This window comes from Rhizobium etli CFN 42 (genome assembly GCF_000092045.1).
GTDB classification, from domain to species: Bacteria; Pseudomonadota; Alphaproteobacteria; order Rhizobiales; family Rhizobiaceae; genus Rhizobium; species Rhizobium etli.
Genome location: NC_007761.1, coordinates 3,349,643 through 3,363,289, shown reverse-complemented (window position 1 = coordinate 3,363,289; position 13,647 = coordinate 3,349,643). Strand labels below are relative to the sequence as shown.

Here is a 13,647-nt window from a genome sequence, read left to right as displayed (position 1 = left end):
GCCGTCACCCGAGCTTGGATGTGGATGTCAGTATTGGTGCGCGAAGATCGATCTGGTACTTCATCAGCCTGGCGACAGCGGGGCGGTGGCTGACGACGATCAGTGTTCTGTCGGCATCTTCCTTTATCGCCGAAAACACCCGCATCTCGGTCGTCTCATCAAGCGCGCTCGTGGCTTCGTCCAACAGCAGAATTTGCGGTCTTCCGGCCAGTGCGCGCGCTAGGCCGATGCGTTGCCGTTGTCCGCCCGAAAGCCGCACCGCCTCATCGCCCAGCCACTCATCGAAGCCTTCGGGTAAATTTTCGATAAATTCCGTGGCGCAGGCGACATCGGCGGCCCAACGGACGTCCTGCTCGGAAATATCGCGACGGAAGCGGATGTTGTCGAACACCGTGCCCTCCATTAGCTCCACATCCTGGCCAGAGACCGAGAGAAGTTGCAGCCAACTGGGTCGGTTAAGGGTTGCTAGATCCCGACCATCAATCGTGATCATGCCACGCGTTGGACGATTGAGGTCGAGGATCATGTTCAGAATTGTCGTTTTGCCGGAGCCGCTCGGTCCCGTGAGAGCCGTCGATTCACCTGCTTTGATCGAAAAATTGAGGTTGTGAACGGCCGGGGCGGTCGCGTGCTCATAGGTGAACGAAACATCGTGGAAGACGATGGCTTCCGCCAGACGATCGACAGGCGCTCCTTGCGAGGCCTGCTTGGCGTCATCCTTTTCAGAAAGCAGCGACAATACGTTCTGCAAGGACGCTTCCATTTCGTAAAGACGCAGGATCTGGGAATCGAATCCCTTTATGTGCGGCTGAAGCCGGTAAAGAAGGATGGTGGCCGAGAGCGCTGCCTTGAAATCCACCGGCAGGAATTCCGAGGACAGAATGATCGTCAGGATGACCCCGAAGGTCAGGATTTCACTCAACAGCGAGGTCGCAGCGCCCATCCAGTCCGAGTGGCGCCAGGTCCGGCCGACTTCCGTGGAAAGTGCCTCGAAGAGCTGTTGATGGCGCTTCTCGAGACCGAAGCTTTTGACTGCCTTCAACGTCTGCAGCGTTGTCCAACTCAGCTGCGTTAATGCTTCGACGGCCGTCAGCGCCGCAGCGCCGAGACGACGGTAGGCGCCGGCAAAGAAACCCAAAGCGAAGTTATGAATGAAGCCGAACACAATGCCGAGCAAGGCGATCGGCCAAGCCATGACCAGCATGCCGATGCCGAAGATGAGGATCGTACCGAAATTGACACCTAAACGCACCAGGCTCGCGTGCGCCGAGGACACCGCATAGGCTTCGGTGGCGATCACATTGATCAGATCGCTGCGCTCATAGGCCTGAAAGCGCTGGAATGGGATTGTCAAGACCTTGGCGTAGAGGCGGTCACGCATGCGATCGCTGATCCGGTGGTTGATCGCACTTGCGATCAGCGAATTGGCGAATCCCAAAAGAATGCGCAGAAGTATGGAGGCGATGAGGATGCCGATCAGCGTCGGTTTCGAAAGACTGAGGTCGATGCCCCCCAAAAAAGCCGGGAGGCCGGCAATGGCAGAGCCGGAAGCCGGGGCCTGCTGTCCGAGGAGAAAGACGAGGCTTACCAGAAAGGTGATGCCGACCATCTCCGAAAATCCGGTGAGAATACCGAGGATGATCATCACCGTCATCTTCAGCCGCAGCGCCGGCACGAGCTGCAAAAGCTCGCGGAAGCGCGCCGCAATAACCATGTTATAGGCGCCGGCTGGCCGGGAGGAAGCGGGTTTCCGAAATCTATTCATTGTCGGCCATCCGCGGAGACGTCGGGCTGAGCACTCTGCCGACCGTGATAAAACGATCGCTGAACGCTGTGCCGGGTTGCGGAAGGGCCGCCGCCGCAAGACGGGCATCCGGCCGAGCGAAAGACTTTCCGAGGAGGCGTTTTGCAATGCGGATGCCATGGCGTTTCGCTTGGCGAAAGCGCAGCCGCATGCCATGGACGACTAGCTGCGGGGAATATTGCCGCGCCATCATTGGCGCCAGCTTCTTGAGCTGGGCATAGTCGCGGTCCGCAATCGCCCTGTTGAAATACCAGCGCGCTGTATTGAATTTGGCTGTCTCAATATCGCGCGTCAGATGCGGATAGCGTTGGATGATCGGCGCCATCACCAGGGCGTGGGATTTCAGCATTCGATAGGCGTTGCTCGACATGTTTCCCCTGGTGAAGCGATAACCGGTGAGAAAATCTGGAACCAGCGCGAAGGGCAGGCGCTCGGCCAAAGCCAGATAGAGCTTCAGGTCCTCGCAGCCCTCGGCGCCACTGTCGCGCAGGCCGGCATCGTAGCCGCCGCAGCGGAGAACCTCCGCCCGCGGCATCAGCGGCGTGCTGCCATTGCCGATGAAGTTCTCCCTCAGCAAAGGTTCGAAGATGTTGCCTTCGTGCATGACCGGGCGTGAATGGCCAAAAATAACGCCGTTTTCGTCGATCGCCGCATACCAGTTGTAGGCGACGCCATGTCCATCGGGAAATTTTCTAAGCGCCTGAAGCTGGCGTTCGATTTTCTCAGGATGCCACACGTCGTCGGCATCGATAGGCGCCACAAAGGCGCCCAGCGCCTCCCTGATGCCGTGGTTGCGGGCGCGTGCCACGCCGCCGTTGGGCTGCCGGAGAACGCGGACGCGGTGATCGGTGAGGCCATAGTCGCTCGCAAGCGCGAAGGTGCCGTCCAGCGATCCGTCATCGACCACAAGGATCTCGAGCTTGTCGTAGGTTTGGTTCGAGATGCTTTGCAACGTTTCGAGAAGCGTCTTTTCGGCGTTGTAGGCCGGGATGACGACGGTGATCATAGGGGTCGCTGCGGTGCTGATGATTGTCATCCGATTAAGGCTCCGGGCAGGCCCATCAGTGCGGGGAAGGCCTCGAGCGGCCGGTCGCCGCGAACTTCGAGCCGCGGCAGGCCATAGACATTGTCGGAAACGGCGGCGGTCGCGGCGCGTGTGGTGAAGCCGATCGTGTAGCCGGCAAGGGAAAGAATGCCCGGCACCCTGAAGTCGGTGGCGCCGTAGGGCAGCGCGACCGAAACCACGGGGCTGCCCAGCCGGGTTTCCAGCGCACGGCGCGACCGCAAGGCCTCGGCGAGCAAGGCATCGTTTTCCATCGCGCTCGCCGGCGTGTGGGAGGCGAGATGGGAGCCGAAGCTGATACCTTTCTGCTGCAATTCCTGCATATCCGGCCAGGCCATCAGCGCCGCCGGCTCGCCATAGGCGCGATCCCAGTCCGAGCGGCCGCCGACCTTGTCGGTGACGACGAAGACGTCGGCGCTGAAATCGTTCTCGGCCAGGATCGGGAAGGCGTTGGTGCGGAAATCGAGATAGGCGTCGTCGAAGGTCAGCATAACGGGCCGGCCCTGGATCGGCTTGCCGCTGCGCAAAAGATTAGTGAGCGTCGGCGCGGTCACGGCGTAATAGCCGTGCCGGCGCAGGAATTGCATCTGCTTGCGGAACACGTCCGGCGGCGTGCGGAAGCGCCGCAGCGCGGCGGGGCCGTCCTCGGCGATCCGGTGATACATCAGGATGGGAATGGAGGTCGTTACCTCGGTTGCCCATGCCGCCTCGCGCGCGATGCCCGCCGGTCCTGAGATGATGTGCTTTGCCACATCGACGTCCATCGGCGTTCCATGCGTCTCGAACCGCAGGACGGGATCGGCCACAGTGGCTTTGCGGAAGCGATGGATGGCATAAAGCGCGGTGTCAATCGTCTCTTCGAGGGCAAGGCCCGCCTGTTCGGCCAGAACCCGTCTGATCGTCTCGACACCGAAAGGATGGCCCCAATCGAAACCGGTTCGCCCGGGCTCGTCCTGTCGCAGATGCGCATGCGCAGTAATCAGAGAGCCTCCCGGCTTCAGCGCCGCCGCCATCTTGCGGCAGACATCTGCAAGCATCTTCTCATCCTTCATGTAATAGAGCACTTCCGAGCAGAGGATGAGATCCTGATCTGGGGGGAGCTGTTGTCTGACGAAGTCGAGAACCCGGAGTTCGACGTTGGAGAGATCGCGGCAGCGCTTGGCCGCCCTGTCGATCGCCCGCTGCGAAATATCGGTGGCCGTCACCCGGTCGACCGCGCGCGCCAGCTTCTCGGTGAAGATCCCCTCGGCGCAGGCAAGTTCTAGGGCCGTTTCGGTCCCCTGCGGGATCAGGTTCAATGTCTGGTCATATTTGACCTGCTCGTAAACCGAGAGGTAATTCCAGGGATCCGGCTGCTCGAAAACCTGCTCCCAATAGTCTTCTACCGACTGCGCCTGCCGAGCCGGCTTTTCCTTCTGCGGTCTCGAGACGGCCGGACGCCGCACCGGTGGCAGGCGGCGTTCGAGATCGCGCAGGATGTCGGACAGGCGGGCGTCGTTATCCTGCATGTCGCCCGGCGCTCGGGCCAGGACGGCATTGCGGCCGGTCCGCACCAGAAGCTTTTCGAGGCGAGCCCGCCGCCGGCCGCTGCGAAGGATGAGCCCGCCGAAGGTGCGGTAGCCGCGCAGCGCCTCCCTTGTCCAGGCAGCCGCATAAGCGAGGGTGGGCTGCCGCTCGAGATGTTCTCCCGCCTGCATCTCCTGCAGGATCAGCCGGATCTGCGCTCGGATCGACAGGTCGCCCCAGAGCGGCCCAACGAAGGTGCCGACATGATCGTCGCCGGAAAAGCCGTGCATGATCAGAGTATCGGCCTGTTCTGCCCTAATGACCTTGGAAAGCGCGCCGAGCTCGACGCTCACCACCTGGATCGTGCCGAACGTGAAGGATCGCCGAAGGTTGCCGGCGGATAGCTGCCAGGCGGCGGCTTCGAGGATCTTGCGGCCGGTGCCGGGCAGGGAATGCCGCTGGATCAGCTGGACGAGCAGACGGAAAGTCGGCCACCATTGCTCGGGCGCATCGATGAGATCTTCGGCCCGGTCGGGGAGGAGGCCGGTCTGCAGGCCGTGCAGGATCACGCCGGCAAAAAAACTCTCATAGCCTGCGGCATCCGGGATGTCCGGCAGCAGGGCGGCGAGGGTCGCTACGTCCAGGCTCGGATCGTGCTTGGCCGCGATGACCCAGACGAGCATGCGCAATCGGCTGACGGCGGGTGTGATCCAGCCGGTCTCCGGACCCTCGGGGGGCAAGCCGTGCTGTCTGCACAGCGCTTCGGCCTTCGTCGTCACGCAAATGGCGTCACGCACCAGTTTCGTCGGATCGCCGGAAAGCGAGCCCGGCTTCATGCGGTAGAAGGCCAGGCAGGCGTCGACACGGTGAAATTCTGCGTTTGCAAAGGCCATGCGCAGCCAGAGATCCCACTCCTCGCAGGTCTGCAGGCTCTCATCCATGCCACCGACCCGCTCGAAAAGGCTTTTCGGAAAGACCACCGTATGAATGGCGAGCGCGCAGAAGGACGAGAATTCGCGCTTGGCGGCATCGTCGGCAAGCACCGGCGCCTGTTCCACCGGCATCACCCGGCCGTCCGGGGCGACCCGACGGTAGGAGCAATAGGCGATGGCGGGCGGCGATCGATCCTCCGCGATCGGCAGCATGGTTTCGATGAAGGTCGGATCCAGCCAGTCGTCGGCGTCTAGCATGGAAAGCAGGGGGGCGGCCGCCAGGCGCGCGGCTTGGTTTCGCGCTGCCGCCGCACCAGCGTTCGACTGGCGGACTGGGAGAATGCGGGCGTCCGTCGCGGCGATGCCTTGAAGAACCTCCCAGGTGCGGTCGCTCGAACCGTCGTCGACCACCACCGCCTGCCAGTTCGTCCGCGTCTGCCGCTGCAGGCTGATGAGACATTCGGCAAGCGTATCCTCTGCATTATAGGCAGGAATGAGGAAGGATATATCCGGCGTCGCGGCGCTCACCATGCGGGCATCTTCCATCGTCGCAGAACGTAGAGCGCGCCATTGACGCTTCCGAGCATCTCCTGCCTCAGGAAGAAGTCGTTCGACGTGGCACCCTTGCGAAGCCGTCGGCGCAGCCTTCCGGCATAATATTTCGGAAAGGAAATGAAGATGCGCCGCAGATTGGCGCTGTTGCCGGTGTTCTGATACTGCACCAGCAAGGCTGCGACATGGCCGCTCATATATTGGTAGATTTGCTTGGCGAGCCCCTTCATATCCTTGCGGTGAAAATGCCAGGAAACAGCGGTCGGCTCGTAGCGGCAGACATGACCGTGATGGAGGAGCCGATTCCAATATTCGGAATCGCCCGAACAGCCGGCGGCGCCCATGTCCAAGCGGACGTCGAACAGGCCGATTTCGTCGAATACCTTGCGGCGGAAGGCCTGGCTTGCGCCGGCGCCGATCGTCCACACCGGCGCGCCGTAGCGCCTGTGGCTGTCGTAGAAATCCCGACCGAAATCCTGCCTGATGTAACCGCGGCCGAAACCCCAGTGCTTTTCGAAGATGAACTGCGCCGGCGTTGCCAGTTCTCCGGGCAGGATCAGGCCGGTGACGCAGCCGATCTCCGGCCGGTCGAACGCCTTCATCAGGTTCTCCAGCCATCGCTGGTGGAGAACGACGTCGTCATCGGTAAAGGCGACGAATTCGGTTTTCGCCGCGCGGATGGCAGCATTGCGGGCAAAATCCAGCCCGACCCGGTCTTCGCGGACATAGGTGGCGCCTGCGTCCTCGACCACACGGCGGGTCGCATCGCCTGAAGACGCATTGTCGACCACGATAATCTCGGCCGGCTCCAGCGATTGTTCGGGGATCGAAGCGAGGCATCGGCGCAGCTCTTCCGGCCGGTCCTTGGTGCAGATCAGAATGCTGACATCGCGTTTTTGAAGAGGTTGCTGGGCGACCTCACGCGCATGCGCAAGCGTATCCGGCCGCACGGCACGTCCGGCAAGCTCGGCCGCAGCTTCGGGCCGGTCGACATAGGCCTGTCCGACGGGGAGGCCGTCGGCGAGAAAGACCACCAGCCCGGCCGATATCGGCGCAGTGACGGCATCCGGCTGATGCGATGCGAGATCGAGATAGTGAATCGGTACGGGAAAATTGACAGTCGCCAGATCGGACGGAATGATTTCCTGCATCGTTACTCTCTCAACGCGCCACTAGCACAGGCTGGCACCAGGCCCTGCCCGGAATGCGGGAAGGGCCTTAAAGCCCCGGCGGTTATCAGGCCGCCCCCACCTTTATCTTTTCTCTGAACCAGTCGAGCGTCATCGCCACACCCTGTTCGTAGCTGACCTTGCACGACCACTCGGGCATGACGGCGTAGGCGCGCGTCAGGTCCGGCCGCCTGTTGGTCGGATCCTGCGGCGGCGATGGCTCGAAGACGATCGGCACGCCGCCGACCAGCTTGGAAACATATTTTGCGACTTCGAGAACGGTGATCTCGCGGTCGTTGCCGATATTCAAAGGCCCCTTGTAGTCGGTCTCGTTGATCCAGAAATAGCGCGCGAAACCATCGACGATGTCGTCGACATAGCCCCAGCTGCGCGACTGCTTGCCGTCGCCGAATACGGTGATCGGGCGGCCCGAAAGCGCCTGGGTGACGAAGTTGGAGACGGCGCGGCCGTCGTCGGGTCGGGTGCGCGGACCGTAAATATTGAAGGGGCGGATAACCTTGACGTTCAGCCCCTTGGTGCGCTGCATCTCGAACAGCAGCGCTTCGGTGCATCTCTTGCTCTCGTCGTAGGACGAGCGCGGGCCGGTACAGTCGACCTGCCCCTTGTAGGATTCCGGCTGCGGCGACACCAGAGGATCGCCGTAGATTTCGGAGGAGGAGGTGTAACCGAAGCGCCCGCCCTTCTTCAACAGATCGAGAAGCCGGAACGCGCCGAGGAGGTTCGCCGAAATCGTCCGCTTCGGTTCCTTCATGTACCAGGGCGGCGATGCCGGGGAGGCGAGATGGTAGATCTCGTCGAATTTTTCCGAAGTCTGCAAGGTCTCGACGTCCGATTTCACGAAGTGAAAGCGGGGATCCCTGATGTGCGAAATATTCTCGAATAGTCCCGTCCAGAGATTATCAACAACGACGAGCTTCTGAACGTCATTCCTAAGCAAAAGCCGATCGCAAAGATGCGAGCCGATAAACCCTGCTCCACCAGATATCAATACGCTTTTCACTGGATTGCGCCTCTTGACTTGAAGAAAGGTGATTATCCATTAGCATCACCTGTAAGAACTGGCAATTACCTCGAACAATTCTAGAAAATACTCGCTTATTAATCTTAATTATTAATCCATGTTACCCTGAGTAGTATTTCCCTCTTTGCAGGGCAGCGAAGATGGGCGTGTACATGCCGCCGTGCCGCTCGATTTTCGTAGTGTATTTCGCAAGATTGTGGCCCTGTTGCGTCGCAGCATTTCCTCAAGGCAATTTCTCTATCACACGGGCGAAGGCGCGCATCGGGCTAAAGTCCGACTCTCAAGGACAGCGCATCGGTTCGGATCGAGGCAGGCCGCGACAGGCAGTCGGCCCCGCATCCGTGGCGCTGTTTTCGATCAATCGGCCGCGAGCGCGGTCAATACCCGATAGGCCGCGGCAACCCGGTCCTCATTGGGGTAATTTTTATTGGCGAGGATGACGATGCCGACGCGCTTGCTGGGAATGAAGGCGACATAGGCGCCGAAGCCATTGGTCGAACCGGTCTTGTTGATCCAGACATCGCCGCGCGGCGCCATCGGCGGCTGCAGCGCGGCGACCGTGGTGGTCTTCAGCATCGCCGGCGAATTGCCGTCAAGCAGGCTCTGCAGGGGGACGGGAAAAGAATATTGCTCCCAGATCAGGTCCTGGACCATTGCCCCGACGCTGTAATAACCGGTGTGGGTCTTGTCGATCGCCTGCTGCAGTTTTCCGTCGAGCTTTGCCGTGCCCATATTGACGCCGACGAAGCGGATCATGTCGCCGGCAGTGGACCTTACGCCATAGGCCTCGGCGGAAAGCAGGGCCGGCGTCAGCCTTGCCGGCTCGCCGCTGCGCTTATAACCCTGGGCGTAATCGCCCTGCCGCGACTTCGGCACGTTGAGATAGGTGCTGTTCAAGCCGAGCGCGGAAAACAGCCTGCCTTCCATCAGATCCGCGAAATCGCCGCACATGGCTTTCGCCGTGATGAAGCCGAGCATGCCGATGCTCGGATTGGCATAGCTGCGCCGGGTTCCGGCCGCGTAGGAGGGGCGCCAGGCCGCAAGATATGCCATTAGCTGACCTTCGCTTTTGAGGTCGTCGGGCACCTGCAGCGGAAAACCGCCGGCCGTATGGGTGCCGAGATTAATCAGCGGGACATCACCGAACGGTCTTCCCTTCATCGCCAGAAGAGCCACCGGGTCGGACAAAGAGAGCTCTCCCGTCGCCTCGGCATAGGAGGCGAGCGCCGCGGTGAAGGTCTTGCTGATCGAGCCAAGTTCGAAGAGCGTGGTCGGCGCCACCGGTCTGCCCGTCTCCTTTGATTCGACGCCGTAGGTGAAGATATGATCGTGGCCGTCGACGGTGATGCCGACGGCCACCCCGGGAATGGCGTATTTTTCCATGATCGGTTTGATCGCCGCATCCGCGATCGATCGCACCTCCGCCTCATCGGCGGCAAAGCCGCTTGCTGCAGCGCATGCCGAGATCAAAGCTGCTGACAAAAATTTTATGCCAAGGTTTCTCACAATCATCCTCCACATCGCCAGGGCGGTCGCCACGAGCGCAAAATGCGCCCTGGGAGGCGTTTAGCGGCCCTGTTTTCCAGGGGCAAACGATGATATCTCGCAGCAGCTGCAAGAAATTCTAGGGCTTCGATGGTTCGCCAATTCCTCCCCTTGAACGGCCTCAGAGCCTTCGAAGCCTCGGCACGGCATCTGAGCTTTACCCGCGCCGCAATCGAGCTCTGCGTCACCCAGGCGGCCGTCAGCCAGCAGGTCAAGGGGCTGGAAAAGCGGCTCGGCGTCGCGCTGTTCCAGCGTCTGCCGCGCGGGCTGAAAATCACCGCGGAAGGCGAAGCGCTGCTGCCGACGGTCACCGCCTCCTTCGACCAGATGGCGACGACGCTGGACAGGATCGAGGCCGGGCAGGTGCGCGAGCTCATGTTCCTCGGCGTCGTCGGAACCTTCGCCGTCGGTTGGCTCCTGCCGCGGCTTGCGGATTTCCAGCAGCGGCATCCCTTCATCGATCTGCGCATTTCCACCAACAACAACCGCGTCGATCCGGCGGCGGAAGGGCTCGATTTCGCCATCCGCTTCGGCAGCGGCTCTTGGCACCGCACCGATGCGCAGCGCCTGTTCGAAGCGCCACTTTCGCCGCTCTGCATCCCGAAACTGGCCGACGATCTCCGATCGCCGGCAGACCTCGCCGGAGTGACGCTGCTTCGCAGCTACCGCACGGATGAGTGGAGCACCTGGTTTGCCGCCGCCGGGGTGCCGGCGGCTCCCCAGGTCAATGCCGGCATTGTCTTCGATTCCTCCGTCGGCATGATGGACGCCGCCCTGCAGGGGTTCGGCGTGGCGCTCGCCCCGCCCTCGATGTTTTCAAGGCATCTCTGTTCGGGCGCGATCGTGCAGCCCTTCGCCACCGCCATCTCCCTCGGAAGCTATTGGCTGACGCGCCTGCAGTCGCGGCCGGTCACGCCGGCCATGCGCGCTTTTTCCGACTGGATCTTTTCGGAAGTCGAAAGGAGCGCCCAGCTGAGTGGGCGCTCCGATTGAGGCATCACTTCTGGATGCAGGTGTCGACTGTGTCCTTGGTGCACTCGTCCAGGCCGGTAAAGACCGGATCATCGACCTTCTTGCCTGAGATCAGGTCCATCATCACGGTCGGCGCCTTGTAGCCCATTTCGAACGGCCGCTGGCCGACGAGCGCCGTCACCAGGCCCTCCTTGGCGATCGCCACTTCGTCGCCGATCGTGTCGGCGGCGCCGATGACGAACTCGTTCTTGCCGATCTTGTCGGCCATCGGCTTGAACAGGTCGCGATAGGGCTGCGGGGCGCCGAACAGCGGCCAGCCGCCCATGATGCCGAAGGCGTCGAGGTCGGGATTGGCGGCGAGGATGTCGGTCATCGCCTGAACGCCCTTGGCGCCGTCGTCATTGGTAAAGACCGGGCAGCCCGCCACCTCGGTCCAGCCGCCTTCGCCCTTCAGGGCGTCGAGCCCCTTCTTGCCGCTCAGCGTGTCACGCATGCCCTGGGCGCGGCGCAGGATATTGTCGGCGCCGGGATTGCCCTCGATGGTGCAGATTTTGCCGCCCTTCGGCTTGGCCTTCTTGATATATTCGCCGATCCGCGCCCCCATCAGGTAGTTGTCGGTGCCGAGATAGGTCTTGCGCAGAGCCGAATCTTCCGCCGCCAGATCGGCATCGAGCGTCATCACAGGCACGCTCGGATTGGCCGTTTTCAGCGTCTGGGCGATCAGCTTGGCGTTTGACGGCGAGATGGCGATTGCCGCCGTATCCGCCTTGCCGAGCATATCCTGGACGATCTGCGCTTCGCCGGCCTCGTCTGAGGTCGATGCCGGGCCGGTATAGAAGCATTCGTATTCGGCCGAGGCGTTTTCCTTGTTCCACTTCTGGCAACCCTGGTTGATCGCCTCGAAGAACGGATTGTCGAGGCCCTTGACGACGATGACGAGCTGCTTCTTGGCGGCCATGGCCTCACCGGCCGTGAACGCCAGGACTGCAGCAGCAGCCAGCAATAATGCCTTCCTCATAGCTTCCTCCCTTTTTGAAAAGGCGGACGCCTTCGCCCGCCCTGTTATCAACCGGGATACCAGACGATACGAGGCTCCTCCCCTGAACGCTGGTATTCCCAGGCTGAATCGATGAGTTTTTCCAGATCGTAGACGGGGCGCCAGTCCAAGAGGAACTTCGCCTTGCTGTTGTCCATCCAGTTCGAGTGATATTCGCTCGAGATGTCGACGGAGCCGAGCCCGCGCGTGCGGGCGAGATACGCGGCGACCTCGCCGTAATCGACCGGCCGATCCATCGCGATGTTGAAGAGCTGGCCCACGGCGCGCGGGTTGTCGATCGCCGCCAGGACCGCCGAGACGAGGTCGTCGACATGGACGAAATTGCGCTTCAGCGGCCGCCCGTCGGCATCTCGCAGCAGCGGCACCGTGCCGTCGCGCGCGTAACGCGCCGCATCGGCCGGCGGCACCAGGCTCTTCCAGTCCGGCCCGCCGAACACATCGTCGCCAAAAGAGAGGGTAAACTTGAAATCGTCCTTCTCCATGATCCAGGGCGCCCGCAGGCAGCAGCTGTTGATGCCGTATTGAATGGCGAACTGCTCCAGCATCACCTCTTCCAGCACCTTGGAGAGCGCGTAGCAGCCGGGATAGGCGCGATGCGGCGTCTTTTCGGTCACCGGTCCATCGTGACGATAGAAGAAATGGCCGATGCCGGCATCGCCGCCGATGAGGATGAACTGCCGCGCCGTCGGGCTTAGGCGAAAGGCCTCGAGCAGCCAGAATAGCCCCTTGACGGTAACGTCCATCACATCGTCAGGCGTTTCCTTGCAGGTGGCAAGATGCAGCACATGGGTGACGCCTTCCATCGCCGCCGCTACGACGGCGCTGTCGGCGATCGAACCCTTGGCCACCTCGATGCGGTCGGACTCTTCGATCATGCGGTTGTGACAAAGCGCGCGAATGCGTGCATTGGAAAACTTCGGCTCGTCAAGCAGCCCAGTTATGAAGCGCCGCCCGACCTTGCCCGTAGCCCCGGTGACAAGGATCAGCATGGTCTCTCTCCCAGCAACAGCTAATATCCCAGCGTTTCCGGCGTCAATCTGTATTTTCGCGGTGAAGTAGATTTTTGCCTTCGCAGGCTGTTTGCGCGGACAATTGATTGACGATTCTTCAGGCTTTTGCGTAAATGAAAATAATCGCTTTTCCGGGAGGAGCTTGGCAAAGCGAGATCGCAGGCGCCTGGCGGCCAGCGGGCCGCGACTGCAGGTCTGCGACATCAGGGGAGGAAGGTCGGCTGGCAGCGGTTCTCGAACTCAGCAATATTTCTAAGCATTTCGGCGCCATCCAGGCAGTGAACGACGTTTCGTTCACCCTCGAAGCCGGCCAAGTCGTCGGCCTGATGGGTGATAACGGCGCCGGCAAGAGCACGCTGGTCAAGATGATCGCCGGCAATTTCCGCCCGAGCGAGGGCACGATGCGGCTCGACGGCAAGGAAATCGTCATGCACCGGCCGGTCGAGGCGCGCCAGCACGGCATCGAAATCGTCCATCAGGATCTGGCGCTCTGCAACAATCTGACGGCCGCCGCCAACGTCTTCCTCGGCCGCGAACTGCGCCGCGGCGTCGGCCCGTTGCGCATCCTCGATTACAAGACGATGTACCGGCGCGCCGGCGAGATCTTCAAGGAGCTGAAATCGGAAACCCGCCCGCGCGATCTCGTCAAGCAGATGTCGGGCGGCCAGCGGCAGGCGGTGGCGATCGCCCGCACCATGCTGTCGGAGGCGAAGATCGTGCTGATGGACGAGCCGACGGCGGCGATATCGGTTCGCCAGGTGGCGGAGGTGCTCAATCTCATCCGCGAGCTGCGCGATCGCGGCATCGCGGTCGTGCTGATCAGCCACCGCATGCCCGACGTCTTCACCGTCGCCGACCGGGTCATCGTCATGCGCCGCGGCCGGAAAGTCGCCGACAAACCGATCGCGGCGAGCTCGCCGGAGGAAGTGACGGGTCTCATAACAGGCGCCATCGAACAGGTTTGAGCAGCGCGGCACTGGGCAGAAAAGAAGGTC

The 13,647-nt window shown here is 61.7% G+C and carries 10 protein-coding genes; 2 read left to right on the top strand and 8 right to left on the bottom strand.

The features are described 5' to 3' along the window. Positions 1–4 precede the first annotated feature (4 nt). The 6 genes from RHE_RS16370 to ampC form a co-directional block, all read right to left on the bottom strand. Positions 5–1,765 (bottom strand): ABC transporter ATP-binding protein, encoded by a 1,761-nt coding sequence (locus tag RHE_RS16370; RefSeq protein WP_042118922.1) that lies wholly within the window; start codon positions 1,763–1,765, stop codon positions 5–7. Next, complete coding sequence (locus tag RHE_RS16365) at positions 1,758–2,840, bottom strand: glycosyltransferase family 2 protein (RefSeq protein WP_011426433.1); 1,083 nt, start codon at positions 2,838–2,840, stop codon at positions 1,758–1,760. Before RHE_RS16365 ends, RHE_RS16370 begins: the two co-directional genes overlap by 8 nt. Beyond that, the gene (locus RHE_RS16360) at positions 2,837–5,836 is read right to left on the bottom strand and encodes a trifunctional glycosyltransferase/class I SAM-dependent methyltransferase/polysaccharide deacetylase (RefSeq protein WP_042118919.1); all 3,000 of its coding nucleotides are present in this window, start codon (positions 5,834–5,836) and stop codon (positions 2,837–2,839) included. The genes RHE_RS16365 and RHE_RS16360 overlap by 4 nt, the downstream gene beginning before the upstream one ends. Further along, positions 5,830–7,008, bottom strand: a complete 1,179-nt coding sequence (locus RHE_RS16355; protein ID WP_011426431.1) for a glycosyltransferase family 2 protein — start codon at positions 7,006–7,008, stop codon at positions 5,830–5,832. The genes RHE_RS16360 and RHE_RS16355 overlap by 7 nt, the downstream gene beginning before the upstream one ends. Before the next feature lie 85 nt (positions 7,009–7,093). Further along, positions 7,094–8,047 (bottom strand): NAD-dependent epimerase/dehydratase family protein, encoded by a 954-nt coding sequence (locus RHE_RS16350; protein WP_011426430.1) that lies wholly within the window; start codon positions 8,045–8,047, stop codon positions 7,094–7,096. A gap of 378 nt (positions 8,048–8,425) precedes the next feature. Continuing rightward, a complete protein-coding gene (gene ampC / locus RHE_RS16345; RefSeq protein WP_063503087.1) occupies positions 8,426–9,580 on the bottom strand; it encodes a class C beta-lactamase in 1,155 nt (384 codons plus the stop codon). A 123-nt stretch (positions 9,581–9,703) separates the two neighbouring features. On the opposite strand from ampC, the gene RHE_RS16340 reads away from it, so the two are divergent. Then, a complete protein-coding gene (locus RHE_RS16340) occupies positions 9,704–10,606 on the top strand; it encodes a LysR family transcriptional regulator (protein WP_011426428.1) in 903 nt (300 codons plus the stop codon). A gap of 4 nt (positions 10,607–10,610) precedes the next feature. Here RHE_RS16340 and RHE_RS16335 read toward each other — a convergent pair whose 3' ends face one another. Further along, complete coding sequence (locus RHE_RS16335) at positions 10,611–11,603, bottom strand: sugar-binding protein (protein WP_011426427.1); 993 nt, start codon at positions 11,601–11,603, stop codon at positions 10,611–10,613. Positions 11,604–11,650: 47 nt separating this feature from the next. Next, positions 11,651–12,631, bottom strand: coding sequence for an NAD-dependent epimerase/dehydratase family protein (locus RHE_RS16330; RefSeq protein WP_011426426.1), 981 nt, complete (start codon positions 12,629–12,631; stop codon positions 11,651–11,653). 134 nt (positions 12,632–12,765) lie between these two features. On the opposite strand from RHE_RS16330, the gene RHE_RS16325 reads away from it, so the two are divergent. Next, positions 12,766–13,617, top strand: coding sequence for an ATP-binding cassette domain-containing protein (locus RHE_RS16325; protein ID WP_011426425.1), 852 nt, complete (start codon positions 12,766–12,768; stop codon positions 13,615–13,617). The last annotated feature ends 30 nt before the right edge of the window (positions 13,618–13,647 follow it).